Consider the following 24,986-nt stretch of genomic DNA (forward strand, 5'->3'; position numbering starts at 1 on the left):
TCCGGCGGGTGCCGGTCAGGCATTGCGCAGGACGTCCACGGCGTTCTTCAGGTCGTCGGGGTACTCGCTGGTGATCTCCAGCCAGCGGCCGTCGGCCGGATGATGGAACCCGAGCGAACGGGCATGCAGCCATTGCCGTTCCAGGCCGAGGCGTTCGGCCAGGCGCGGGTCCGCACCGTAGGTGAGGTCACCGCAGCAGGGGTGCCGGATCGCCGAGAAATGCACCCGGATCTGGTGGGTGCGACCGGTTTCCAGATGGATGTCGAGCAGGCTGGCGGCCTGGAAGGCCTCGATCGTGTCGTAGTGCGTGATGCTGGGGCGGCCGTCGGCGGTGACCGCGAATTTCCAGTCGTTGCCCCGGGCGCGGCCGATCGGCGCGTCGATGGTGCCGCTGCTCGGGTCCGGATGCCCCTGCACCAGTGCGTGATACCGCTTCTCGATGGTGCGCTGCTTGAACGCCCGCTTGAGCACCGTGTACGCGTGCTCGGACTGCGCGACCACCATCACCCCGGAGGTGCCGACGTCGAGCCGGTGCACGATGCCCTGCCGTTCGTGCGCGCCGGAGGTGGAGATCCGATAGCCCGCCGCGGCGAGCCCGCCGATCACCGTCGGCCCGGTCCAGCCGACGCCGGTGTGCGCCGCGACGCCGACCGGCTTGTCCACCGCGACGATGTCGTCGTCCGCGTAGAGGATGCGCATGCCCTCGACCGGCGCGGCCTCGATCTTCAGTTCTCGCTTGGGTTCCGGGAACATCACCTCGAGCCAGGCGCCCGCGGCGAGCCGATCGGATTTGCCCGCCGCGATGCCGTCGAGCTGCACGCTGCCCTCTTCGGCGAGCGCGGCGACGGCGGTCCGGGACAGGCCGAGCAACCGGGACAGTCCCGCGTCGACCCGCATGCCGTCGAGCCCGTCGGGCACGGGCATGGTGCGCGTCTCCCTCATGCGGTGTTCCCCTCGGTGCCGGTCTTGCTCGGCGCGGCAGGCTCGACGGCGCTGTCCGCGGTGGCGTCGCGTCCGGTCCGCGTGCCGTTCGGCTCGAATCCGAACACGGTCAGCACCACCAGCAGGATCGCGCCGCACACGATCGACGAGTCCGCCACGTTGAACACCGGCCACCAGCCGATCGCGATGAAGTCGACCACGTGTCCCTGTAACGGTCCCGGCGCACGGAACAGCCGGTCCACCAGGTTGCCGAGCGCGCCGCCCAGCACCATGCCGAGACCGATGGCCCACCACAGCGAGCGCAGCGTGCGCCCGATCCGGATCACGCCGATCACCACGGCCGTCGCGACCAAGGTGAGCAACCAGGTCATGCCGGTCGCCATGGAGAACGCCGCGCCCGGATTGCGGACCAGGCTGAACCTGGCGAAATCGCCGATGATCGAGACCGGCTCGCCCGGCTTCAGGTTCGCCACCACGATGCTTTTGGTCAGCAGATCCAGGGCGAGCAGCACCGCGGCGATGATCAGCAGGGTGCGTAACCGCTGCGGCGGGCGCGCCGGTGTGTCCGGTGGTGTTCCGCCCGGGCCCGGGGGCGTCGCCGACGGTGCGGATGGCGTGGCAGCCGCCGCTCCCTCAGCGGTCGGTGCGGGGTTCTCCTCGGGCGGCCGGTCATCACTCACACCCACCATCATCGCTCGAGCGACGCGACACCTTGTGCGGTGGTCACCCGCAAGTCCCAGCTGACACTCAGGAACCGGTCGTACCCTGATGCTCGTGACGGTGTTGTCTTCCCCCCACATTCCCCGGCGTGCGCGCTCGGGTGTGCTGCTCATAGTGCTCGCGGTCGGCCTGACCACGTTCGGAACCGGCTGCAGCGACGGGGCTCAGTCGCGCTCGGAGGCCGACAGCACCGAGCCGCTCGGTTACGGAAAAGAAGTGACCGTGCCCATTCCGGCCGCGATCACCACCGTCGTGTCGCCCGGCGCGGAGCCGCGCTCGCTGCTGCGGCCCGACTATCCGGCGGGCACCGTGCAGCAGGTGACGCTGCATACCTCGCACCGGATCGAGCAGCAGATCAACGATCAGGACGCGCGTGACTTCTCCACGCCCGCGTTGTCGATCCCGATGACCGCGAAAACCGACGCGGACGGCATCGATCTCACGCTCGGCGCCGTCACCACTCCCGATCCGACGCTGGCCAAGGCGTTGACGAAGACCGACGGCTCGCACGCCGGTTTCGATCTGAGCGATCTCGGTGCGATCACCGCGCTGCGGCTCGAACCCGCGCCGGAAACCTCGAATCCGGCCAGGGCCGCACTGGAACAGGCCTTCTATCAAGCGGTCTACCGCTCGATCGCGTTTCCCGATCAGCCGGTCGGCGAGGGCGCGGTGTGGACGGTGCGCCAGGAGGTGACCGGCGGGGTCATCCTGGAACAGATCACCACCGCGACGCTGACCAAACGCGAAGGCGACCGGCTGACCATCGAATTGGACGTCACCCAGCAGCCGAAGTCGAAGGTGTGGAACCTGCCCAACGACGCGGGCAAGCTCGACATCCAGGACTACGTCATGCAGGGCACCGGCACCATCACCGTCGATCTGGGCCTGCCGCTGCCGGTGGCCGGGTCGATCACGGTCGGCGGCCACCAGGCCTATCACGATCCGCGCAGCGAAAGCGTGCTGCAACAGACGATCGACACGCAGGTGTCGTGGACGGAATGACCCGTGGCCGTGGCCTGATGCTGGCCGCGGCGACTACCGCGTTCGTCTCCGCGTGCGGGTCCTCGTCCTCGTCCGCGCCGCCGGCGGGACCGGATCTGCCGCCGCTCGGCCCGGCCGCAACCGCCGCGCCGGTGCAGAGCCCGCCGGCCACCGACGCCGATCGGCTCTATCGGCAGCTGCTCACCGGCACCGATCTGCCCCGCGATTTCACCGCGTTGCCCCCGCGGGCCGACGCGCCGACCGGCGCGCCGACCACCCCGACCGATCCGGCCGACTGCGCGAAGGTGCTCACGCCGTTGGGTGAGCAGCGTCCGGGCGCGTTGGCGCAGGCCGCGATCCAGTACGCGGGGCCGAATTTCTCCAGCATCGATATCGACGCGGCCAGCTATCGGAACGACGCGGTCGCACCCGCGTTCGCGCAGGTGCAGGCGACGCTGCGGCAGTGCGTCCACTACTCCGGCGCCGACGCCATCGATATCTCGATCGACTACCGCGTCGGCGGCCTCACCCCGCCGCGCGCCGGCGACGCCGCTACCGCCTTCCAGGTACGGACCACCAGCGAAGGGCTGACCCTGCATTCCGCGGTGGCGATCGTGCAGGTCGGTGCCACGTTGGCACAGATCGCGGTGACCGCGCCGGAAGCGGTGGACGAACGGGTGCTCAGCGAACTCACCGCGGCGCAGGTGCGCAAACTCCAAGGTGTCCCCGGCCCCTGATTCGACGGGATCCGCCCTGCTCGCGCGGTGTCCGGGCATAGGCTCGGGGGATCAGCCAGATCACCTCAGCCGGAGGTTTCCATGTCCGAGGTCAAACCCGTTCCCGAGGGGTACCCGGTGGTGTCGCCGGGGCTCGCGATCGACGGCGCGGCCGCCGCGATCGATTTCTACAAGCACGTTTTCGGCGCATCGGAGCGGATGCGCATGCCGGGGCCGGACGGCAAGGTCGCGCACTGCGAGCTGATGTTCGGCAATTCGCTCGTGATGGTCGGTGACCCGGCCGAGGAACTCGACTTCCTCGACCCGAAGCGGGTCGGCGGCACGCCGGTGAACCTCTACGTCTATGTCGAGGACGCGGACGCCGCCTTCGCCGCGGCCCTCGGTGCGGGCGCGCGCGAGCTGACGCCGATGACCACGCAGTTCTACGGTGACCGCAGCGGGGCATTCGAGGACCCGTGGGGCCACCGGTGGACGGTGGCCACGCACGTCGAGGACGTTTCACCGGAGGAGATGGACCGCCGGATGGCCGAGCAGTTCGGCTAGCCCGGCACCACCGAATCACCCACCACCCGAATAGTTTTCGCGGCCAACGGCCGCGGGGCCGGGCCGCCGGCCACCGTGCCGTCCAGCGCGTACCTGCTGCCGTGGCAGGCGCAATTGATGGTGCCGCCGGAGACGGTCGCGACCTTGCAGCCCGCGTGCGTGCACACCGCGGACAGGCCGACGAACGACCCCGCGCTCGGCTGGGTGATCACGGTGTCGCCGACGATCACCCCGCCGCCGACCGGGATGTCGGCCGTCTTGGCGATCGCCTCGACCGCCGCGTCACCCGGCGGCTCGGCCTGCACCGGTTTCGGCGCGGGCGCGGCATCTTCCTTGCCGTACGTGGTGCACGCGCTGAGTGCCGCCGCGGCGACAACGGTGCTCGCGACCACGGTGCGCCGGGTGAGCAATGGTTCGTCGTGCGTCATGGGGTCAGTCTCCGATCAGAAGGTGAGGCCGTTGTGCTGGAAGAACCAGAGCGACGAGGTGAGCCAGAGTCCGGTGAGCCCGGTCAGCACGAGGCCGCCCGCCACCGGGAGCACCCAGCCGGGCAACCCTTTTCGCGTGAGCAGCAGCATTTTGGCGACGAACGCGCCGTAGAAGAAGCAGCCGAGCAGCGAATGCCAGAGCACCCGGGTGTCGTAATGCTGAAAACCCAAGGCATACAGGCAGTGCACCGCGGCCGGCACGCTGACCAGCACGGCCAGCCGGCCCGACCAGACATGCGCGGTGCCGATCCAGGATGGCGTGCGCACCGGCAGCTTGCCGTACATCGCCAGCGCCGAAACGAACTGGCCCAGCGCGAGCGCGAACGCTGCGGTGCCCAGCCAAGCCTTCACCGCCTGCGGACCGGAGAATCCGGCGACATTGACCGAGAAAGCTGACGGCTCATGCGTTTTCCCGTATACGCCGAGCAGCACCGCCACCGCGGCGCCGATCAGCAGTGCGACGGCGATGGCCGCCGTACCGGAGTGCGGCCGTCCGAGGGGCGCGGTTTCTCGCTCAGCCGACACTGTCACCACCGCTTACCTTGTTCGCAATGATCTTCTTGCCGTTGACGATCGCGGTCGCATCCGGGGCCAGGGCAGGTGCGGGCGAGGTGCTGCCGTCGGCGGCGCGCTGCACGCCGGTGACCGCGCCGTTGCTGTCGACGATCCAGCTCTGCCGCACTCCGACCTCGGTGTAGACGTAAAGTCCAGCGGGCGATTGCACTGCCGCAGTGCGGAATTCCCACTTCTTCGCGCCGAGCGCGAGCGTGCCGGTGACGGTCGTGCCGTCGTAGCGACCGTCCAGCCTGGCCTCGTTCTTACCGGTCAGGGTCAGCGTTCCGTTCACGGCACTGCCCTGCAGCCAGGACTCGACCGATGCCCCGTCACAGGCATAGGCGATCGCCCTACCCCCTTCGACGGTGATCGACAGCGTGATCGGCGCACCCGTCGCCGGTGCGATGCTGCCCACATAGTCCGCTTTCGCCGGAAACTGCACCGGCACAGTCGCAACGGTGGTCGGCGCTACCGCGACGACCACGCTCGACGTCCCCACCGCCGTATTCTTTGCCGCCGCAGCGGGTTCGCTCTCTTTCGACATATTGACCACAACCAGCGCGATGCCGAGCACCGCCACCGCCGCCAAGGTGAGCCAAGGCCCGAGACGTCTCATAAGATCTCCTCGAATCACGGCCGCCAGATCCCGCGTGCCGCTACCCCTACCTACGTCCCACCCACCCCACCGGTTCAACCGTGCCTGCAACCCCGCCCAGCGTGCGTTCGCTAGTTCGACTGCGCGGCACGGCCCGGCGCAGACATCGCACGCGATGCTGGCGGATCAGCGTGAACTTCGCCGCGGTCGAGTAGCCGCCACCATTGGACGGATGATCACCAGGTAATGGTGGCGGCGGCCAAGCGAGTACGTGCCGCCACCATTACCTGGTGATCGCCTGTCCAGCAATGTATCTGAGGCGCAGCGGTCAGCGAGGCGCTGAGAAGCGGCAGACGAAAGCTAGTCCGTGGTCGTCTCCGGCGCGGCGGAATTCCCATCGAGACTGTTCGCGCAGTTGACGGTCGTCGGTTTTCGACCATGTATGCCGGTTCAAGGGCAGTTGCTACGGGTGTAGCTGAACGCTACGCTCGTAGCATGACTGCATTGCCGGCGCGGGACCTCCGCAATCACACCGCGGAGGTTTTGCGGCGTGTGGAGGCTGGGGAAGAAATCGAGATTCTGAAGGACAATCGTCCGGTGGCGAAGATCATTCCGTTGCCTCGGCGGCGGCAGTGGATTCCGGCAACCGAGATCATGCAGGAGTTGATCCGGCTCGGCCCCGATACGACAGGTCTGCGTGCGGAGCTGCGGGAGACCTTGACCGAGACGACGGACGATCTGCCGTGGTGAACGTCGAGCAGGCGCTCGCCGATACTTCGATCTTCATCGGTTTGGAGGCCAAGCGCTTCGATCCGGCGCAAATCGAAGGTTATGAGCTGGGCGTCTCTGTCGTCACGCTGGGTGAACTCCGCCTCGGTGTGCTGCACGCGACCGATCCGGAATCGGCCGCTCGGCGCTTGTCGACTTACCAACTGGCCCAACGATTCGAGCCGCTCGCCGTCGATGAGAAGGTGGCCGAGCAGTGGGCCCTCCTTGTCTCGCGTCTTCGGGCAGCCGGTCGCAAAGTGCCGATCAATGACAGTTGGATTGCCGCGACGGCGATGGCCTATGACATTCCGATCGCCACCCAAGACAACGACTACGACGCCATGCCGGACCTTCGGATCATCAAGCTCTGACGCGTCATTCGAACCGGAGGCCCTTCATGGCGTGCTGGTGGGGGTCAGGGGATGAAGGGGGTGGTGGTGCGGGCGGTGCGGAGGGCGGTGGCCCACCAGAGGAGTTGGTCGACGGTGGCGGTGGTGGCGGCTTCTAGGTCGGGGTCGCGGCGGGGCCAGGAACCGTTGGGGGCGAAGCGTTGCCAGGCTTTGGTGATGGTGAGGGTGCGGCGGATGGGGACGGCGTTGAGTTCGCCGAAGATCTGGCGGAGCTGGGTGGCGGCATGCCCGCCGTCGCAGTCGGTGCCGTAGCCGACGACGGTCACCGGCTTGGCCGCCCATTCGGTGTCGAACCAGTCGATCGCGTTCTTCAGTGCGGCGGGGAAGCTGCGGTTGTATTCGGGCGTGACCACAACGAACGCGTCGGCGGCGGCGAGCCGATCGCCGAACTGCCGCACCGCGATCGGTGCCGGTTCGTCGTGGCCGGCCAGCTGGTCGGGGAGCCCGGCCGTCGCGAGGTCGAGCCGATCCACCTGCAGGTCGCGGCGGCGCAGCTGCCGGGCGAACCAGTCGGCCACGGTCGGCCCGAACCGCCCGGTGCGGGTGCTGCTCTGGATCAGCACCACCCGCAACCGGTCCGGCTCGCCCGCCACCCGGCTCGCGTTCCGCGCCGGGTCGCTCCCGCGCTGCTGTGTCACAGCGTGTCCTTGACGGGCGCGTCGAGGAAGGCCGGGATCATCGGCAGCAGCAGGTCGGGCCGGTGCACCAGCGTGACGTGCGTGGTGCCGGGCAGGATGGCCAGCTGAGCGTTCGGCAGCCCGGCCGGGGTGTCGCCCATGATGCCGCCGCCGAAGAGCCGGAACATCTCGACCGCGTGCTCGGGCCGGACGATGTCGGAATCGCCGATCACGGTCAGGGTCGGCGCCTTGATCTGGCGGGCGTCGTCGGGCGCGACCTCCGGAATACCGTTCATGTCCTGCTCGCGCACCCGCTCGACCAGCTTCGGGAAGTCCTCGGGGCGCGGCGCGTTCTTCAGATAGTCCTCGTGGAACGGTGACCCGTGCAGCATCTCGGGCTTCAGGTCGGCGAGCCCTTCGAGCAGCCCGGGATGCATGCCGCCCGCGCCCAGCGACCCCGCCGCCAAGATCTGCTTGCGCACCAACCCCGGATTCTTCAGCGTGATCTCCAGTGCCACACCGGCACCCATGCTGTAGCCGAGGATGTCGGCCCGCTGGACGCCGATCTGCTTCAGTAACGCCACGGTGTCGGCGGCCATCTGCGGGGTGCGCAGCAGCCGATCGACATCGGCGGTGCGGCCGTGCGCCTGCTGTTCCACCGCGATGACCTGGCGGGTCTTGGACAGCTCGGGGATCAGCTGGCCGAAGTCGGTGTCGATGCCCGAGAGCGCGCCGTGCAGCAACACCAGCGGCGGCTGGTCGGTCGGGGCGCCGTGCACCTCGTAGTACATGTGCAGGCCGTTGACGTCGGCGTAGGCGCCGGGCGTGGACTTCGCGGGCTGGTCCGCGGTCGCGCAACCGGTCAGCAGCGCGGTGGCGGCGAGGGCAGCGGCGGCGAAAACGGTGGTGAGTTTCATCGGAGGCTCATTTCTGTGGGAGTTCGTTCTGCGTTGTCACCAACTCTGCGCGGCCCACCTTCCGGTTTGTTTACGGTGCGATTCCGCCGTGCGAGGGCATGGTTAAGCTGCCCGTATGCGGTTTGGTGTGCTCGGTCCGTTGACGGTCTGGACGGACGGCGGCACAGTCGTGCCGATTCCTGGAACAAAGGTGCGGGCGTTACTGGCCGACCTGCTGGTGCAGCCGGGGCAACCGGTATCGAGTGATCGCCTGATCGACGACATCTGGGCCGACGATCCGCCCGGCAATCCGGCGGGCACCCTCGCGGCGAAGGCCTCGCAACTGCGCCGGGCGCTGGAGGACGCCGAGCCCGGCGCCCGCGAGCTGGTGGTTTCGCCGCCGCCCGGTTACCGGCTCGCCGCCACCGCGGTGGACGCGTTGCGGTTTCGTGAGTTGGTGGCGACCGCGCGGGCCTCCACCGAGCTACGCGAGCGGGCGCGCATCCTCACCGAGGCGCTCGCGCTGTGGCGCGGCCCGGCGTTCACCGACTTCCGGGACGCCACGTTCGCCCAGCCCGCCATCGCGCAGTTGACCGAACAACGCCTGGTCGCGGTGGAGGAACTGGCCGAGGCGCGCTTGGCGCTCGGCGAATACCGGGACGTCGCAGGGGAACTCGCCGCGGTCGTCGCCGAATATCCACTGCGGGAACGTCTTCGCGCCGCACAGCTGAAGGCGCTCTACGGCGCGGGCCGGCAGGCTGAGGCGCTGGACAGTTACGCGGATCTGCGCAGGCAGCTCGCCGACGAACTGGGTCTGGACCCCAGCCCGGAGCTGGTCGCGCTGCACGGTTCGATCCTGGGCCAGGACTTGGTGCTGACCGCCGCGCCGCCGGCGCCGGTGCTGCGGCGGCGCACCTCGAACATTCCCGCCCAGCGCACCGAACTCATCGGGCGGGCAAACGATCTCGCCGAGGTGCGGCGCGCGGTGGGCGAGGCCAGGCTGGTCACGCTGACCGGTCCGGGCGGTGTCGGCAAGACCCGGCTGGCTTTGGCCGCGGCCGCCGCGCTCACCGACCGTTTCGCGCAGGGCACCTGGCTGGTCGAATTGGCGCCGCTGCAACCTACCGCCGCCGATGGGCCCTGTTTCCTCGTCGACGCGGTCGCGCAGGTGCTCGATATCCGCACCGACGACGGCGGCGATCCCGTCGAACTGGTCCGCGCCGCACTGGCCGAGCAGGAGCTGCTGCTCGTTCTCGACAACTGTGAGCATGTCGTCGATTACGCCGCCGATCTGGCCGAACTGCTGCTCGGCGCCGCGCCGAACCTGCACATCCTGGCGACGAGTCAGGAGCAGCTGCGCCTGCCCGGCGAAGAGGTTGTCGCGGTCGAGCCGCTGACCGTACCGAATGCAGATACCGACCTGACCGCTCTCGAAAATGCCGGGGCGGTGCAGCTTTTCGTGACCCGTGCGCGGGCGAGCGACCGTAGTTTCGTGCTGGACGCGGACACCGCGGCCGCGGTCGCCACCCTCTGCCGCCGGCTCGACGGCATCCCGCTCGCCCTGGAGCTGGCGGCGACCCGGGTCCGCGCGCTCGGCGTGCACGAGATGGTGGCCCGGCTCGACGACCGCTTCCGGCTGCTGGCCACCGGTCACCGTGGGGCGCCGCCACGCCAGCAGACGCTCACCGCGATGATCGACTGGAGCTGGGGGCTGCTGGACGAGACGGAACAGACGGTGCTGCGCCGCCTGGCCGTCCACGCGGGCGGCTGCACCCTGGAGGCGGCCGAGATCGTCTGCGCCACAGGAGGATCGCTCGCCACCCCGCCCACCGGGCCGGTAGCCGGCCACAGCGCGACCGCGAACGGCCCCGCTATCGTGCTCGATCCGTCGACGGTCGCCGATGTGGTCGGGCGACTGGTGGATCGATCGCTGGTGCAGGCCGTCGGCCGGCGGTACCGACTGCTGGAGTCGGTGGCGGCGTTCAGCACGGATCGCCTGGCCGAAGCAGGGGAGTTCGATACGGCCTTCGAGGCGCACCATCGGTACTACCTGGAACTGGCCGAGCGGGCGGCCCCCGAACTGACCGGCGCCGACCAACGCCGGTGGCTGTTGCGGCTGGACGCCGAGGTCGCGAATCTGCGAGTGGCACTGGATGGTTACCTGCGCGCGGGCGCGGCCGAGCACGCACTGCGGTTGGTGAACGCGCTCGCCTGGTACTGGTTCCTGCGCGGGCGGCTGGCCGAGGCGCGGCGCTGGTTCGAGGCCGCGCTGGCGCTGGGCGGCGCACCCGAACAGCGCGCGCCCGCACTGGCCTGGCGGGCCGGATTCGCCTTTCAGCAGGCGGAATTCACCGGCGGTGCGGCCAAGCGGGCCGAGGTGTTCGCGGTGTTCGACACCATCGACGACCCGGCGGGCCGGGCCAGGGCCGAACTGTTCCTCGCCGTGTCCGCCCTCGATTCGGGCGACCTGCCCGAGCTGGAAGGCCTGGTGCACCGGGCACTTCCGGTCTGCGAGCGGCTCGGCGACCGCTGGGGTGTGGCCACCGGGCATGTGGCGCTGGCACAGGCCGCGCACAGCCGGGCGGATCTGACGGCGCTGGCGCACCACGCGCGCTCGGCCGCGCGCCTGTTCGCCGAGATCGATGATCGCTGGGGCCGGCTCCAGGCCGCCGAATGGCTCGGTGGTCTGGCCGAATTGACCGGCGACCTGGCCGGTGCCGCCGATATCCACACCGAGGCCCTGGGTTTGGCGCAGGAGCTGGAGCTGTGGGGCCAGGTGTGCACCCATCTGTGCTGGCTCGGCTGGATCGCCATGCAGCACACCGAATTCGAGCGCGCCCGCGGCATGGGCGAGCAGGCGTTGCGCCTGGCCGCCGAGCACGGTTACGGCCCGAGCCGGGTGTTCGCCTCGATCGTGCTGGCGTTCACCGCGCGCCGGGTCGGGGAAGCCGAAGTGGCCGAACGCATGCTGCGCGAGCTGCTGGCCATGACGCCGACGGAAGGCGAGGAGACGCCGCTGTTCCTGCCCATGTTGCAGGTGGAACTCGGCTACCTGCACGAGGAACGCGGCGAGTTCGCCGCGGCGCTCGCCATGCACCTCGACGCTCTCGACGGCGCCCAGCGCATCGAAGCGCCCCGCGACACCGCCTTCGCCCTGGCGGGTCTCGCGGCCGCCGCCGGGGCGCTCGGCGAATTCGATACCGCGGCGCAGCTTTTCGGGGCCGCGGAGACGGTCCGCGAGGCGAACGGCATGCCACTGCTCCCGGCCGAACGCCCGGATATCGAGCGGCCCGCCGCCGCTGTCCGCGCCGCCCTCGGCGCGGCCGCGTTCACCGACGCGCACACGGCGGGCGCGAAACTGACCGTGGCCGAGGCCCGGCAGCTGGCCGCGGCGTGCGCACCTGCGCCGGCAACCCCGAGCTGAGCGGCACACGCAGGGGCGGACCCGGTCCCCCTCATCGATGGGTAACCGGGTCCGCCCTCAGCGGGTTACCCCGCAGCGATCGTGCCGAAAACCTCGGCTCCTGGTCGCGAAGGACCCGGCCCGCCCCTCGTCAGTCGGCCGGGTCCGTCGCGGTGCGGGTTCACCCGCGGGCGATGGCCTCGAAGACCTTGGGGTCGACCAGGGTCGAGGTGTCGCCGAGTTCGCGGCCTTCGGCCACGTCACGCAGCAGCCGGCGCATGATCTTGCCGCTGCGGGTCTTCGGGAGTTCCGGCACGAGATGGATCTCGCGGGGCCGGGCGATCGGGCTGATCTCGTGCGAGACCGCCGCTTTCAGATCTGTGACAAGGGTCTCGCCCGTGTTCGCCGCGCCCGCGGCGAGAATGACGAAGGCGACGATGGCCTGTCCGGTGGTCTCGTCACTGGCCCCGACCACCGCGGCCTCGGCGACCCCGGCATGACCGACCAGCGCCGATTCCACTTCCGCGGTGGAGATCCGGTGCCCGGACACGTTCATCACGTCGTCCACCCGGCCGAGCACCCAGAGATCGCCGTCGGCGTCGAGCTTCGCGCCGTCACCGGCGAAATACCAACCGGCGGCGGCGAATCGGGCCCAGTAGGTGTCGCGGAACCGGTCCATGTCGCCCCAGATGCCGCGCAGCATCGACGGCCACGGCTGGTCGAGCACAAGCAATCCGGCTGCGCCGCGGCCGAGTTCGACGCTGTCGTCGTCGACCACCTTGGCCGAGATGCCGGGCAGCGGTGTCATCGCCGCGCCGGGCTTGGCGGCGGTGACCCCGGGCAGCGGCGAGATCATGATCGAGCCGGTCTCGGTCTGCCACCAGGTGTCCACGATCGGCGTGCGATCGCCGCCGATGACCTCGCGGTACCAGCGCCACGCTTCCGGGTTGATCGGCTCGCCGACGCTGCCGAGCAACCGCAGCGAGGACAGGTCGTGCGCGTCGGGGATCTCGCGACCCCATTTCATGAAGGTGCGGACCAGTGTCGGTGCCGTGTAATAGATGCTGACGCCGTACTTTTCGATGATCCGGAAATGCCGGTGCTCGTCGGGTGAGTTCGGCGTGCCCTCGTAGACCACTTGGGTGGCGCGGTTGGCCAGTGGTCCGTAGACGATGTAGCTGTGGCCGGTGACCCAGCCGATGTCGGCGGTGCACCAGTAGACGTCTTGTCCGGCTTTGTGATCGAAGACGTTGTGGTGGGTGTAGGCGGTCTGGGTGAGGTAGCCGCCGCTGGTGTGCAGGATGCCCTTGGGTTTTCCGGTGGTGCCGGAGGTGTAGAGGATGAACAGCGGGTGCTCGGCGTCGAAGGCCTGCGCCTCGTGCTCCGGCGAGGCATCGGTGACGGTGTCGTGCCACCACAGGTCGCGGCCGTCGGTCCAGGGCACCTCGATTCCGGTGCGCCGCACCACCAATACGTGTTCGACGGTGGACGGCGCACCGCCGAGCGCCTCGTCTACGGCCGCCTTCAGCGGCGCCGCCGTCCCACGCCGCCACTGCCCGTCGGTGGTGACGACCAACCGGGCTTCGGCGTCGTCGACTCGTTGGCGCAGGGCGGTGGGGGAGAACCCTGCGAACACCACCGAGTGGGTGAGGCCGAGCCGGGCACAGGCCAGCATCGAGACGATGGCCTCGGGCACCATCGGCATATAGATGGCGACCCGATCACCCGCCCGCAGACCCAGCTCGGTGAAATAATTGGCGGCCCTGCACACTTCGTCGCGCAGTTCCCCGTAGGTGATATCGCGGGAGTCGCCGGGCTCGCCCTCCCAGTGGATGGCGACCTGGTCGCCGTACCCCGCGAGCACGTGCCGGTCGACGCAGTTGTAGGCGACGTTCAGCTTGCCGCCGACGAACCACTTGGCGACCGGCGCGTCACTCCAGTCCAGCACCTGCGACCACGGTTGCGCCCAGTCGAGCTTGCGCGCCTGCTCGGCCCAGAACCCCTGCCGATCCTCGGCGGCCCAGCTGTACAGGGATGCATCGGCATTCGCCAGGGCGGCGAACTCGGTGCCGGGCGGGTAGCCGGTGGTGTCGCGGGAATCAGTGGTGGCGCTGGACAACGCGATATCTCCTAACGGGAAAGCACGGGGGACAACGAGGATCGAGCAGCGATCAGTGCGCGACCGCCTTCTCCGCGCCGACCCCGGTCAGCGAGCGGACCTCCATCTCCGCCGCCTTGGCCGGGTCCTCGTCGGGCTTGCCGATCAGGGTGCCGACGATGCCGAGCACGAAAGCCAAAGGAATGGAGACGATTCCGGGGTTGGACAGCGGGAACCAGTCGAAATCGGAGCCGGGCAGCATCGCGGTCTTGTTGCCGGACACGGCGGGGGAGAAGACGATCAGCACGATGGTCGAGATCAGGCCGCCGTACATGCTGAACAGCGCGCCGGTGGTGTTGAACCGCCGCCAGAACAGCGAGTACAGGATGGTCGGCAGGTTCGCCGCGGCCGCCACCGCGAACGCCAGCGCCACCAGGAAGGCGATGTTCTGCCCGTTCGCCAGGATGCCGAGACCGATCGCGATCACGCCGATCACCACCGCGGTGATCCGGGATACCTTGACCTGCTTGACATCGTCGACCTTGCCGCGCTTGACGACGCCGGCGTAGATGTCGTGCGCGAACGAAGTGGCCGCCGTGATGGTGAGGCCCGCGACCACCGCGAGGATGGTGGCGAACGCGACCGCGGAGATGATGCCGAGCAGGATCACGCCGCCGAGTTCGAACGCGAGCAGCGGGGCCGCCGAGTTCTGTCCGCCCGCGGCGGCCAGGATCCGGTCCGGGCCGACGATGGCGGCGGCGCCGTAGCCGAGCACCAGGGTGAACAGGTAGAACGCGCCGATCAGCCCGATCGCCCACACGACTGATCGGCGCGCCTCCTTCGCGGTCGGCACGGTGTAGAAGCGCATCAGCACGTGCGGCAGACCCGCGGTACCGAGCACCAGCGCCAAACCGAGAGACAGGAAGTTCAGTTTCGAGGTGGCGCTGCCGCCGTACTGCGCGCCGGGTGCGAGCACGTCCCGGGCGGCCACGGCCTTGTTCGTCGAATCGGCGACGTGCTCCTGCGCCGAGCCGAGGATGTCGGACAGGTTGAAGCCGAACTTGGCGAACACCATGATCGTCATCAGCGCGGCGCCGGTGATCAGCAGCACGGCCTTGATGATCTGCACCCATGTGGTGCCCTTCATGCCGCCGACCAGCACGTACACGATCATCAGCACGCCGACCACGGCGATCACGACCGCTTGCCCGGTCTTGTCGGAGATGTCGAGCAGCAGCGCGACCAGACCGCCGGCGCCGGCCATCTGGGCCAGCAGATAGAACAGCGACACCGCCAGTGTGGTCAACGCCGCGGCGGTGCGCACCGGACCCTGCTTCAACCGGAAGCTGAGTACGTCGGCCATGGTGAATTTGCCGGTGTTCCGCAGCATTTCGGCGACCAGCAGCAGCGCGACCAGCCAGGCGACCAGGAACCCGATGGAGTACAGGAAGCCGTCGTAGCCGTACACCGCGATCGCGCCGGCGATGCCGAGAAAGCTTGCGGCGGAAAGATAGTCACCGGCGATGGCGATGCCGTTCTGCGGGCCGGAGAAGCCGCGGCCGCCGGTGAAGAAGTCGGCGGCGGTGGCATTGCTGCGGCTGGCGCGGATCACCACGACCATGGTGATCGCGACGAACACGCCGAAGATGGCGATGTTCGCCACGGGCTCGCCGACGGTGGCCGCGGCGGCGTAGGTGTCGAGATGATTCACGCCCGGTCCCCTTCGAGGTGGTTACGGATGGCCGCCGCGCGCGGATCCAGTTCCCGGTTGGCGAACCGGACGTACAGCGCGGTGATGACGAAGGTGGACACGAACTGCCCGAGCCCGAGCAGCAATCCGACGTTGATGTTGCCGAAGAGCTTGTGCGCCATGAAGTCGTGCGCGTACGCGCCGAGCAACACGTAGCTGAGGTACCACAGCAGGAACAGTGCGGTCATCGGAAACACGAAGCGGCGTAAGCGCATTCGTAGCTCTTGGAACTGCGGGCTGGCCTGCACTGCGATGAACTCGGCTGCACTCGGGGTGCGCCGGGCGGCGTCGCCGTCGAGTTCGGTACTGGTCATGATGGTCCTAGCGTGTGACATGGCTTACTTGCTCTGCACCGTAGCCAGGCCCGTGTGAAGAAATGGTGATGTGGTGTGGGTCACTCCGGGAAGGTGGCCGATTGTGCGGTGAGCGGTCGCTGTGCCGCGACGAGCGGTCGGCGGTTCAGTTCGAGCGCAGGCTGCGTTCGCGGTCGGCGCCCATGCCCAATCGTTCGGGCGCGTGCATGCGCACGAAGATCCGCCCCACCCGGCGCGTGCCCGGTCCCCGAGTCACCTTGCTGACCAGCATCATCGTCGCGAACGCGAGCGGGACGCTGATCGCCGCGGGATAGCCGAGCAGGGCCGCGGGCCAGCCGTCGCCGAGGTCGTCGGACAGCCCGCCGGTGACTGAAACCACGGTCGCGCCACCGGATACCAGCCCGCCCGCGATCAGCCCGGCCGCAGCGCCGCGCGCGGTCAGCCGCCGCCACCAGATGCCGAGCACCAGCAGTGGGCACAGCGTCGAGGCGGCCACCGAGAAGGCCAGCCCCACCGTGCGGGACAGGTCCAGCGACGCCACGGTCAGCGAAAGCGCAAGCGGGACAACGCCGGCCACCAGCGCGGCGGCGCGGAAGTCGCGGATCCGGCCGCGCAGCATATCGGTGCTGAGCACGCCCGCGATGCTGACCAGCAGCCCGGAGGAGGTGGACAGGAACGCCGCGATCGCACCGGCGGCCACCAGCGCGGCGAGCAATTGACCCGGCAGCCCGGCGACCACCGAACTCGGCATCAGCACCACCGCGGCGTCGGAGGTACCGGTGATCAGCAGTTGAGGCACATACAGTCGCGCGAAAACCCCGAGCAGGATCGGGAACAGGTAGAACAGCCCGACCAGGCCGATCACCGCGAGCGCCGTGGCACGCGCGGCCCGGCCGTCCGGGTTGGTGTAGAACCGCACCAGCACGTGCGGTAACCCCATGGTGCCGAGGAAGGTCGCGATGATCAGCGAATAGACCTGGTAGGTCGGGTGTTTGCCGCCGAAGCCGCCGCCGGGTGCCAGCCAGGCCGCGCCGTCCGCGGGCGCACCGGCCACCACGGGCACCTCGGTGCCCGCGGCCAGCACGAGTTCGGTGCCCGCCGCTAGTTCGTGGGTGCCCGGGGCGAGTGCCACCGCACCCGCCACCGTCCGGTCATCGAGCCGCCCGGTGATCGAAACCTGTTGTGTCGCATCGACCTGTACCACCACGTCGGTGCGCACGTCGACCACGGTCCGCTCGGTCACCACCGGGGGAGCGGGCGCGCCCAGCGGCCGGTCCTCGCCGAGGAAGTGGCCGAGCAGCACCAGGGCGGGGATCGCCACCGCGGTCAGCTTCAGCCAGTACTGGAAGGCCTGCACCAGCGTGATCGAGCGCATCCCGCCGCCAGCCACATTGGCGATCACGATCGCGCCCACCGCGGCCGCGCCCACCCAGTCGGGCAGGCCGAGCAAGGTGTGCAGAGTCAACCCGGCGCCTTGGAACTGCGGGATCAGATACACCCCGCACACCAGCACCACGACCAGTGCGGCCAACCTGCGCAATCGCAAGGAACCCAAACGGAACTCGGCGAAATCCGGCACCGTGTACGCGCCGGAGCGGCGCAGCGGCGCGGCGACGAACAGCAGCAGGGCCAGATATCCTGCGGTGAAACCCACGGGGTACCACAGCGCGTCCGCGCCGTATTTCGCGATGAGCCCGGCCACGCCGAGAAACGAAGCGGCCGAGAGATACTCACCGGAGATCGCGGCGGCGTTCCAGCCGGATCGCACGCTGCGAGACGCGACCAGGAAGTCGGAGGTGGTGCGCGCCAGGCGAACTCCGTAGGCGCCGATCGCGACCGTCGCCAGCGCCGCGAACAGCAGCGCGAGCACGGTGAGCACCGGCACCGAGCCCGCGCTCACGAGCGGACTCCGATATCCGCACCCTTTTCGCGCTCGCGCACCCGCTGTGGCAGGCCGCAGCGGGTGCGCGAGGTCGGAAGGGGTGCGGCCGCGTGCATCAGTCCTCGGCCAGGTCCAGGAAGTCCTGCTCGTTGTGTTCGGCGAGGCGGACATACAGGCGGCCGATCAGATACAGCAGCGGGTAGACCGCGACGCCGAGCAGCAACCAGGGCAGCCGGATCCCCAGCACCACCACCGAACCCACCTGGCCGATCCCGAAAAGCACCGGCAGCGCGCACAATACGACGACGGTGACCAGCCCGAGCCGCAATGCCAGCCCGAGCTGGGCGCGGATCAGCCCGCCGATCAGTGCCTCGCCGATCTCGGTCTGCTCGGCCACCTCCACCCGGGTGCGCACCCGGCGGGCGCCGCGCCGCTCGGACAGCACGACGCGCTGCCGGACCGGGCGCTGCGGCCCGGTCACTGGCCGGTCCATTGCTGCCGGGGCCGGCGCACCAGACGCTGTTTCAGCTCCCGGACCTGCCTGCGGCTGACCGGTAGTTCCACCGCCCCGGCGCTGCCCTCGGCGCGCAAGCACACCACGGTGCCGGTGCCGACGGTGCGCAGACCGGTGACCAAACGTAAGGCCACCAGGTAGGAGCGGTGCACCCGCAGGAATCCGGCGTCCAGCCAGCGGGACTCCAACGCGGACAACGGGATCCGGACCAGATGCGAACCACCGCTGGTGTGCAGCCTGGCGTAGTCGCCGTCCGCCTCCACCCAGCTCACGCTGGATCGGGGCACCAGCGTGGTCACGCCGCCGAGCTCGACCGGGATCACCTCGCTCGGGTCGGCTCGCGGCGCGTCGGCGATCGGTGCCGCGCTGGCCCGGGCGCCGACGATCCGGCGCACCGCCTCGGCGAGCCGCTCCTCGCGCAGCGGTTTGAGCAGGTAGTCCACCGCCCCGAGATCGAACGCGGCCACCGCGCGATCGTCGTGCGCGGTCACGAAGACCACCGCGGGCGGGTTCGCGAACTCCGAGAGGATGCCCGCCAGCTCCATCCCGTCCAGCCCGGGCATGTTGATATCGAGGAACACGGCGTCCACCGGATGCGCCCGCAACACGCGCAGTGCGGTGGTCGCGTCGGCGGCGGCGTGGATCTCGCCGACGCCCGGCTGGGCGCGCAGCAAATAGACCAGCTCGTCGAGAGCCGGTTTCTCGTCGTCGACGGCGAGTACGCGTACTACGCCGCCGCTCCCCTCAGCGCTCCTGGCCACAATCGCTCCATCGTAAAGGCAGCGGCGGGTCGCACCGCGCGGAACGCTGCAGCAGCACCGAGGTGCTCGGCTCGTAGCCCGTCTTCCACAGGTCGACCAGGACGAGCAGCAGCCGGATCAGCCGGGGGTGGTCGAGCGTGGCCGCGTGCTTGCGGACCAGATACTGGACCAGTTCGTCGCGCATGCCGTTGCTGTGCCGGAACGACATCGAGTCGGCGTGGCGCCGATAGAGCTGGCCGACGATCGGCAGCACGTCGGAGTCGTAGCCCGCCAGCGTCAGGCGCAACTGGAGTTCCCAGTCCTCGAAGGCGGGCAGCTGTTCGTCGTAGCCGCCGACCCGGTCCACCGCGGTCCTGCGATACAGGACCATCGACTTCAGGTGGGTGTGCAACACGAGGTTGAGGTCGGTGGGCATGCCCGCGGGGACGTACACCAGCTCGAGCAGTTCGAAATAGCGCACGTAGCCGCCGACGAACCCCAGGGTGTCGTCGCGGCGCATGGCCGCGACGGCGGCCGGCAGGAAGCCGGGCCGGATGCGGTCGTCGGCGTCCAGCACCAGGACCAGCTCGCCCCTGGCATGCCGGAGGCCCGCGTTGCGCGCGGCCGAGAGCCCGCGGTGCGGCTGACGGACGAGCGTGACGTCGGTCAACGTGTCCAAGAGGGCCACAGTCCCGGGATCGGTCGAGCCGTCGTCCACGATCACGATATCCAGCACGGGAAGTCCGCAGCCGCGCACGGACTCCAGTGCGTCGGGCAGGAACCGGCCGTAGTCGTGCACCGGGATCACGATCGAAACCAGTTCTGCGGTCCGAGGTTCGGTGGGCGGCGGCAACGGCACCGAGGTGTAGACGGCCGCAAGTGTCGCGGCCACCTGCTCGGGTGTGTGGCCGACCGTGGTGGGGAGCCGCGAATTGCCGTTCGGCACAGCGAGACCGGCGACCAGTGCGGACGCCATCGCCGCCACACCGGGCGCGACGGTGCCGCTCTCGCCGACGATGTCGGCACCGACGCTGCCCGCGGGCGCGAGCACCAGGCAGCCGGAGGCCATGGCCCACAACGTTTCCGTGGGTGTGCCCGCGGTACCCGCGGCCACCACACACAGGGACCCCGGGGGCGGACGGCCGGTGTCGAGCGGCCCCTCGTAGGACACCAGTTCGCGCAGTTCCTCGGAAAGCCCTTGGCGGACATACTGCCAATACGATCGGCCGACCGGGTCGGTCGCGGTGTCCTCGCCGCGGACGACCACGCGGATTGCCGGTTGTGCCGCGTGGGCGAGGACGACGGCGCGCAGCACGGTGTCGAGTCCTGCCGCGGGACAGAGGGTACCCAGCCACAGGACGACATTCGGCAGTACTTCGCCGGGCGGTACCAAGTCCGGTCGGTGCAGCCCGGGAAGGTAACGGCGTGTGGGGAACTCGACTGTGCCCGCCACAGCGTCGCCGCAGGCCAGTACGGCGTCCGCGTGGCGTCGCGCGTACTGCTCGGCGAAGGTGGTGAGGTCGTGGGCGAAGGTGGCGGGCCGATCCCGCTGCGGCCCTTCGGTCGCGGTCGCCCAGGGATGCAGCGACACCACCAGGCGCGTGTCGGCGAAATCGCCGAGCAGCCGCCGGGCCCGCAGCAGGGTCAAGGCGGCCCCGTCCGCGTCCACCAGGTCTATGACATCGAGCTGTGCCTGTTCGTGCACTAGGCGCAGTGTGTCGTACACCCGGTCGGCGTAGCACTGCTCGTCGGTGAAGTAGCGATGCCGGGGCCGCGCGGGCAGGGTCGGCTGCCAGCGCAACCCATCGGTCGCGGCCACCGCGTGCCGCGCTGGGGCAGAAAGGTTTTCGCTGACCAAGTGGATCTCGTGGCCCTGGGCCGCCAACGCCGTCGCGGCGGCCAGCACCAGTGCGCCGCTCCCGGTCGTCGAGTCCGTTCCCAGGTCGCGGCACACGTAGGCAATGCGCACTTCAGGCCCCCTTCGCGACCGCCTCGTCCAGGATCGGACGCAACCAGGCCGGAAAGAAGCCGGGCCCGGCTCGGTCGATCAACTGCTCGGCGCGGGACCGGACCTCCGCCCAGCCGCCCGGCCGATCGGGTCGCAAGGTGACCAACCAGCGACGGGTGCGCAGCAACCAGGGCTGATCGTCGAGTTCGTCGAAAAGCTCATCGGCCGTGGTGAATCCGGTCAAGGCCGTCGCCGGGTCGCCGGATCGCAGGTGGGTCAGCGCGGTGCCGAAGTGCAGTTTGGCCTTCATCCGGTCCTCGCCGGTCGCGTCGTACACCGCTGCGGCGCGGGCATATTCGCGCAGCGCGCCGGGATAGTCGCCGAGCGCGCGGCGGGCCGCGCCGGCCGTGCGCCACACCTGCGCACGGCCCAGATCGTCGTCGCTGTCGTCGAAATTCCGTTCACACGCGGGCAATGCGGTGAGCAACTCGGCCCAGCGGCCGTACCGGCCGAGCAGGCGCGCGCGGAAGAGGTCGACGATGCCGGTCCACCGGGCGTCACCGGCTTGTACGCACAGCGGCCGGGCGGTGGCGAGGTCCGCGTCGGCGTCGGCGAAGCGACCGAGGTAGAGGTGCAGCACCGCGCGGCTGTGCAAGCCGCGCCCGCACGCCGAATTGTCCCCGTGCGCATGGAAAACCGGCAGGCAGCGCGCTAGATCCGCGGCCGCCTCGGCCAGATAGCCTTGGTCGCGCCGCACCACGGCGTAGTTCTGGCGGGTGGACGCGAGGATCAGGTCGTCCGCACCCGCGCTGAACAAGTGGATGCACTGCTCGAGCAGCGGACCGGAGACGGCGAGCCGCCCGCGGTCGCGCTCGACCACGGCCAGGCTCAGCATGGTGCGTGCCCAGCGGTCTGCCATACCCAGTGCGCGATAACGCTCGATCACTTCGTGCAGCCCCGCGACCGCCTCGGCATAGGCGCCCTTGCCCATGAAATAGCCGGTGTAGGAGTACAGCACGCCCGCCTCGGCCACCGGATCGGCGGCGGTGCGGCTCGCCGCGAGTGCGAGATCCTTGAGCTCACGGGACTCCGCGCCGTGCCGCTGCGCGACGAACAGCCCGTTCAACACGTCGACGATGCCCCATACATAAGGCCACAGGCCGTCCTCGTAGGCCTGCCGCGCGGCGGCGACCAAGCCGGGACGATCGTCCGCGAACCACTGAGCCGTCCCGGCTTCCCTTGCGGCGGAGACGATTTCGTCGGGCGGCCGCCAGACGATCGGCACCGATTCCGCGAGGAACAGATCCTTACCCGGCCCGAGTGCCGCCATCGCGTCGAGCAGCAGCGTGAGGTAGCCGCTGAACAGGCGGCCGCGACCCTGCGCTCGCTCGGTACTCGAAAAGCGTTCGGCCGCCTTCTCCGCCGCGTACACGCGCAGCAGGTCGTGGCAGCGGAACCGGTGACCGCCGGTGATGTCGCGGCGGGCGAAGGCGACCAGCTGGGCGTCGACCAGCGCGTCGAGCAGGTCTTCGGCCTCGTACAGCGGAATGTCCAGCAGGGCGGCCAGGGTCCAGGCCGGAAAGTCCGGACCGCGCAGCGCGCCGAGCGCGGCGAAGGCGGTGGCCAGTTCCGGGGCGAGCGCGAGATAGCTGCTGTCGAAGCTGGTGCGCACCGCGAGGTCGTCGACGGTGAGCACCGAGAGCCTGCGGCGTTCGTCGGACAGCCGCCCGGCCAGGTGCGCCATCGTCCAGTGCGGGCGAGAACGTAACTGGGCGGCCGCGATTCGAATGGCCAGCGGTAGGTAACCGCACAACCGGGCGACCGCGGTGAGCGCGTCCCGGTCGGTGGCTCGTGCGTCGTCGTCGAGCACCGCCGTGAGCAGGGCCGCGGATTCGTCCGCGGTGAGCGCGTCGAGCGCGACAGTGAGCGCGTGGTCGAGCGCGGCCATCGGGCGGCGTGCGGTCACCAGCACGGCACACCCCGGCGCGTCCGGCAGCAGGGCCCGGACCTGCGCGGCCGAACTCGCGTTGTCGAGCACGATCAGCGCGCGCAGCCCGGCGAGCAACCGCCGGTACTGAACGGATCGTTCCTCGGTGGTCGCGGCCAGTTCGTCGGCGGGCAGACCGAGCGCGATCAGCAGGCGTTCCAGTGCGTCCGCGACCGAGACGGGGCGCTGGTCCGCGCCGCGCAGATCGATGTGCAGGCGCGCGTCGGGGAACACGGCGCTCACCCGATGCGCGACGTGCACGGCGAGCGCGGACTTGCCGACGCCGGGTTGTCCGTGGATGGCCACGATCGCCGCGTCCGCGGAAGTCAATGCGGCGACGAGCTTTTCGGTCGCGTCCGCCCGTCCGGTGAACTCGGCGCGATCGGGCGGCAGGGTCGCCTGCCTGCCCGCGGCCGTCGCGCCCATCGCGAGGCCGGGCACCGCGACCTGGCTGGCGTCCATGGTCGGCAGCACGCCGATCCGGTCCAGCAGGGCGGTGATCGCGGCGACGGGGCAGGCGAAGACGATGCCGCCGATGCCACGGTCCGGCGCGTCGGGAGCGGGCGGGTTGTAGCGGATCAGCCCGACGACTCCCGGTGCGCTGCCGGCGAATACCGGCGCGCCGGAGAAGCCGCCGAGCGCCAGCCCGCCCACCGCCTGCTCGGCGTAGAGCTGCAACGCGGGCACGCCGCGCAGCTGACCGTCCAGCGCGGTGATCGTGCCGGAGATCGACATCCGTCCCAGCTCGGCCAGGCTCGCCGGAAACCCTGTGGCCCGCCAGAACCGGGCGGTGATCCGGGTGGCGAGCGGAAGTGGGCTGAGCACATCGGGTCGGGGCTCGTCCAGGCGCAGCACTGCGCAGTCGGCGACCGGATCGCCTGCAGCATAACGCACCCGCACCTGGGTACCTGCGAAATCGACGGCCGCCTCGGGGAATCGGACCGCGCCGGTCTGCCGATCGCCGACACAGTGGAACGCCGTCACCACGGTCGAGTCGTCCACCGCGAAGGCGGTACCGAGCAGCCGGGCGCGGGCACCCGCGGCGATCAGCCGTCCGATCGACGCGTCGGTCATCGCTCGAGCCCCGCGAGTGCCCGGAAGTGTTGTGCGGGATCGAATCTGGCCAGTCCTACCGCCTGTACCCTCGCGGCGTCCAGCGTGGCGGCGGCCTCGATCGCGGCGGCCAGCGCCGCCGCGGCGATCTCGTCGGACGCGTCCGGTGCGACCCGGGCGATCCGGCCGGACTCGGCGCACAGGGCCGCTTCGGCGCAGGTGCCCGCGCGCCAGGCCAGCGCGGCGACCGGCGTGCCCGCCCGCAGTGCTTCGCCGAACACCGCGGCGCCCGCCTCGACGTAGTCCCTGGCGCAGGTGTAGACGAAGACTTCGCCGTCGTGGAAGGCCGCGGTCTTCGCGGGACCGCCGAGTTCACCGGCGAACCGAACGTGGGCCGCGCCGAACAGATCTCGGTGCGCGCGCAGATACTCGTCGTCGAATACCGGACCCACCAAGGTGATTCGCCGACCCAGCAGCCGGGCCGCCAGCACCGCGAGATGGGGCGCCTTGTCGGCGACGAGGCGGCCCACCCACACCAGGCCGGTCCCGCCGGCGGCGGGCGGTTCGTCCTCGCCGAGCCCGAGGTGCACCGCCAGTTCCGCGCGCGGCCGGTGTGCCGTGTAGCGCGTCATCATTTCCGTTGAGTAGCAGTACAACCGGGCGCGCTCACCGTCGAAGGTGCCCGTGGGCTGCATCCGGTTCGTGCCGTGCTGGAAACTGGCCACCGCGCAGTCCAGTGCCTGCCAAGCCCGCCGCCAGGCGGGCAGTGCGGGATATTCGTGCCACGCCACGAGCAGGTCGTAGCGGGCCTCGCGGAATTCGGCCAGCTCCGCCGCGGTGAGCGTTTCCAGCCGCTGCGGCCGTACGGTCCACTCGCCGGCCAGCTCGCCGCGCCACTGGGGTCCGAGCAGATGCACGCGCGCCCCCGCGCGGCGCGCGCCGACGGCCACCGCCCACAGCCAGCGCTCGATCCCCGCGTAACCGGTCGGTGGAAAGGCGTATCTGCCCGGAAAGTCGCAGACGCCGACCAGCATGGATCAACAGT

Annotated in this window: 22 protein-coding genes; 6 read left to right on the top strand and 16 right to left on the bottom strand. The window is 70.0% G+C overall.

From position 1 onward, the window contains the following. Positions 1-15: 15 nt before the first annotated feature. Positions 16-942 (bottom strand): RluA family pseudouridine synthase, encoded by a 927-nt coding sequence (locus O3I_RS12015; RefSeq protein WP_014983185.1) that lies wholly within the window; start codon positions 940-942, stop codon positions 16-18. Then, positions 939-1,622, bottom strand: a complete 684-nt coding sequence (lspA, locus tag O3I_RS12020) for a signal peptidase II (RefSeq protein ID WP_171904515.1) — start codon at positions 1,620-1,622, stop codon at positions 939-941. The genes O3I_RS12015 and lspA overlap by 4 nt, the downstream gene beginning before the upstream one ends. A gap of 88 nt (positions 1,623-1,710) precedes the next feature. On the opposite strand from lspA, the gene O3I_RS12025 reads away from it, so the two are divergent. The 3 genes from O3I_RS12025 to O3I_RS12035 all read left to right on the top strand — a co-directional run bounded on the left by O3I_RS12025 (position 1,711) and on the right by O3I_RS12035 (position 3,923). After that, positions 1,711-2,664 (top strand): hypothetical protein, encoded by a 954-nt coding sequence (locus O3I_RS12025; RefSeq protein ID WP_014983187.1) that lies wholly within the window; start codon positions 1,711-1,713, stop codon positions 2,662-2,664. After that, complete coding sequence (locus tag O3I_RS12030) at positions 2,661-3,380, top strand: hypothetical protein (protein ID WP_014983188.1); 720 nt, start codon at positions 2,661-2,663, stop codon at positions 3,378-3,380. The genes O3I_RS12025 and O3I_RS12030 overlap by 4 nt, the downstream gene beginning before the upstream one ends. A gap of 81 nt (positions 3,381-3,461) precedes the next feature. Next, positions 3,462-3,923 (top strand): VOC family protein, encoded by a 462-nt coding sequence (locus tag O3I_RS12035; protein WP_014983189.1) that lies wholly within the window; start codon positions 3,462-3,464, stop codon positions 3,921-3,923. Here the strand turns inward: O3I_RS12035 and O3I_RS12040 are convergent. Genes O3I_RS12040 through O3I_RS12050 form a run of 3 tightly spaced genes read right to left on the bottom strand, consistent with a single transcriptional unit; the run spans position 3,920 to position 5,546 of the window. Then, positions 3,920-4,351, bottom strand: a complete 432-nt coding sequence (locus O3I_RS12040; protein WP_014983190.1) for a ubiquinol-cytochrome c reductase iron-sulfur subunit — start codon at positions 4,349-4,351, stop codon at positions 3,920-3,922. The two genes, O3I_RS12035 and O3I_RS12040, sit on opposite strands and share 4 nt — an antisense overlap. A gap of 15 nt (positions 4,352-4,366) precedes the next feature. Then, positions 4,367-4,936 (bottom strand): DUF6529 family protein, encoded by a 570-nt coding sequence (locus O3I_RS12045; RefSeq protein WP_014983191.1) that lies wholly within the window; start codon positions 4,934-4,936, stop codon positions 4,367-4,369. Beyond that, positions 4,926-5,546, bottom strand: a complete 621-nt coding sequence (locus O3I_RS12050) for a hypothetical protein (protein ID WP_337587881.1) — start codon at positions 5,544-5,546, stop codon at positions 4,926-4,928. Before O3I_RS12050 ends, O3I_RS12045 begins: the two co-directional genes overlap by 11 nt. A 510-nt stretch (positions 5,547-6,056) precedes the next feature. Here O3I_RS12050 and O3I_RS12055 point away from each other — a divergent pair. After that, positions 6,057-6,311: a type II toxin-antitoxin system Phd/YefM family antitoxin gene (locus tag O3I_RS12055; protein WP_041562571.1), complete on the top strand. Its 255-nt coding sequence runs from the start codon at positions 6,057-6,059 to the stop codon at positions 6,309-6,311. Then, the gene (locus O3I_RS12060; RefSeq protein ID WP_014983194.1) at positions 6,308-6,700 is read left to right on the top strand and encodes a type II toxin-antitoxin system VapC family toxin; all 393 of its coding nucleotides are present in this window, start codon (positions 6,308-6,310) and stop codon (positions 6,698-6,700) included. Before O3I_RS12055 ends, O3I_RS12060 begins: the two co-directional genes overlap by 4 nt. 44 nt (positions 6,701-6,744) lie before the next feature. Here the strand turns inward: O3I_RS12060 and O3I_RS12065 are convergent, their stop codons facing one another. Together O3I_RS12065 and O3I_RS12070 are read right to left on the bottom strand one after the other, a co-directional pair. Further along, entirely contained in the window at positions 6,745-7,377 is a 633-nt protein-coding gene (locus O3I_RS12065) for an NADPH-dependent FMN reductase (RefSeq protein WP_014983195.1), read from the bottom strand. Then, positions 7,374-8,273 (bottom strand): alpha/beta fold hydrolase, encoded by a 900-nt coding sequence (locus tag O3I_RS12070; protein WP_014983196.1) that lies wholly within the window; start codon positions 8,271-8,273, stop codon positions 7,374-7,376. Before O3I_RS12070 ends, O3I_RS12065 begins: the two co-directional genes overlap by 4 nt. 115 nt (positions 8,274-8,388) lie before the next feature. Here O3I_RS12070 and O3I_RS12075 point away from each other — a divergent pair, with 115 nt between their 5' ends. Further along, complete coding sequence (locus O3I_RS12075) at positions 8,389-11,676, top strand: BTAD domain-containing putative transcriptional regulator (RefSeq protein ID WP_041562572.1); 3,288 nt, start codon at positions 8,389-8,391, stop codon at positions 11,674-11,676. Positions 11,677-11,836: 160 nt separating this feature from the next. Here the strand turns inward: O3I_RS12075 and acs are convergent, their stop codons facing one another. The 9 genes from acs to O3I_RS12120 all read right to left on the bottom strand — a co-directional run bounded on the left by acs (position 11,837) and on the right by O3I_RS12120 (position 24,975). Further along, a complete protein-coding gene (gene acs / locus O3I_RS12080) occupies positions 11,837-13,774 on the bottom strand; it encodes an acetate--CoA ligase (protein WP_014983198.1) in 1,938 nt (645 codons plus the stop codon). Between the two features lie 52 nt (positions 13,775-13,826). After that, positions 13,827-15,464 (bottom strand): solute symporter family protein, encoded by a 1,638-nt coding sequence (locus tag O3I_RS12085; protein ID WP_014983199.1) that lies wholly within the window; start codon positions 15,462-15,464, stop codon positions 13,827-13,829. Further along, positions 15,461-15,817: a DUF485 domain-containing protein gene (locus tag O3I_RS12090; RefSeq protein ID WP_014983200.1), complete on the bottom strand. Its 357-nt coding sequence runs from the start codon at positions 15,815-15,817 to the stop codon at positions 15,461-15,463. The genes O3I_RS12085 and O3I_RS12090 overlap by 4 nt, the downstream gene beginning before the upstream one ends. Before the next feature lie 145 nt (positions 15,818-15,962). Further along, the gene (locus tag O3I_RS12095) at positions 15,963-17,717 is read right to left on the bottom strand and encodes a cation acetate symporter (protein ID WP_014983201.1); all 1,755 of its coding nucleotides are present in this window, start codon (positions 17,715-17,717) and stop codon (positions 15,963-15,965) included. Positions 17,718-17,814: 97 nt separating this feature from the next. Beyond that, positions 17,815-18,192: a hypothetical protein gene (locus O3I_RS12100; RefSeq protein ID WP_029892252.1), complete on the bottom strand. Its 378-nt coding sequence runs from the start codon at positions 18,190-18,192 to the stop codon at positions 17,815-17,817. Beyond that, positions 18,177-18,974 carry a LytR/AlgR family response regulator transcription factor gene (locus tag O3I_RS12105; RefSeq protein ID WP_014983203.1) on the bottom strand — a complete coding sequence of 266 codons (798 nt, stop codon included), beginning with the start codon at positions 18,972-18,974 and terminating at the stop codon, positions 18,177-18,179. The genes O3I_RS12100 and O3I_RS12105 overlap by 16 nt, the downstream gene beginning before the upstream one ends. Further along, the gene (locus tag O3I_RS12110; RefSeq protein WP_014983204.1) at positions 18,958-20,922 is read right to left on the bottom strand and encodes a glycosyltransferase; all 1,965 of its coding nucleotides are present in this window, start codon (positions 20,920-20,922) and stop codon (positions 18,958-18,960) included. The genes O3I_RS12105 and O3I_RS12110 overlap by 17 nt, the downstream gene beginning before the upstream one ends. A 1-nt stretch (position 20,923) precedes the next feature. Beyond that, entirely contained in the window at positions 20,924-23,962 is a 3,039-nt protein-coding gene (locus O3I_RS42565; RefSeq protein ID WP_014983205.1) for an NB-ARC domain-containing protein, read from the bottom strand. Next, the gene (locus O3I_RS12120; protein ID WP_014983206.1) at positions 23,959-24,975 is read right to left on the bottom strand and encodes a glycosyl transferase; all 1,017 of its coding nucleotides are present in this window, start codon (positions 24,973-24,975) and stop codon (positions 23,959-23,961) included. The genes O3I_RS42565 and O3I_RS12120 overlap by 4 nt, the downstream gene beginning before the upstream one ends. Between the last annotated feature and the right edge of the window lie 11 nt (positions 24,976-24,986).

Source organism: Nocardia brasiliensis ATCC 700358, from assembly GCF_000250675.2.
Lineage (GTDB): Bacteria > Actinomycetota > Actinomycetes > Mycobacteriales > Mycobacteriaceae > Nocardia > Nocardia brasiliensis_B.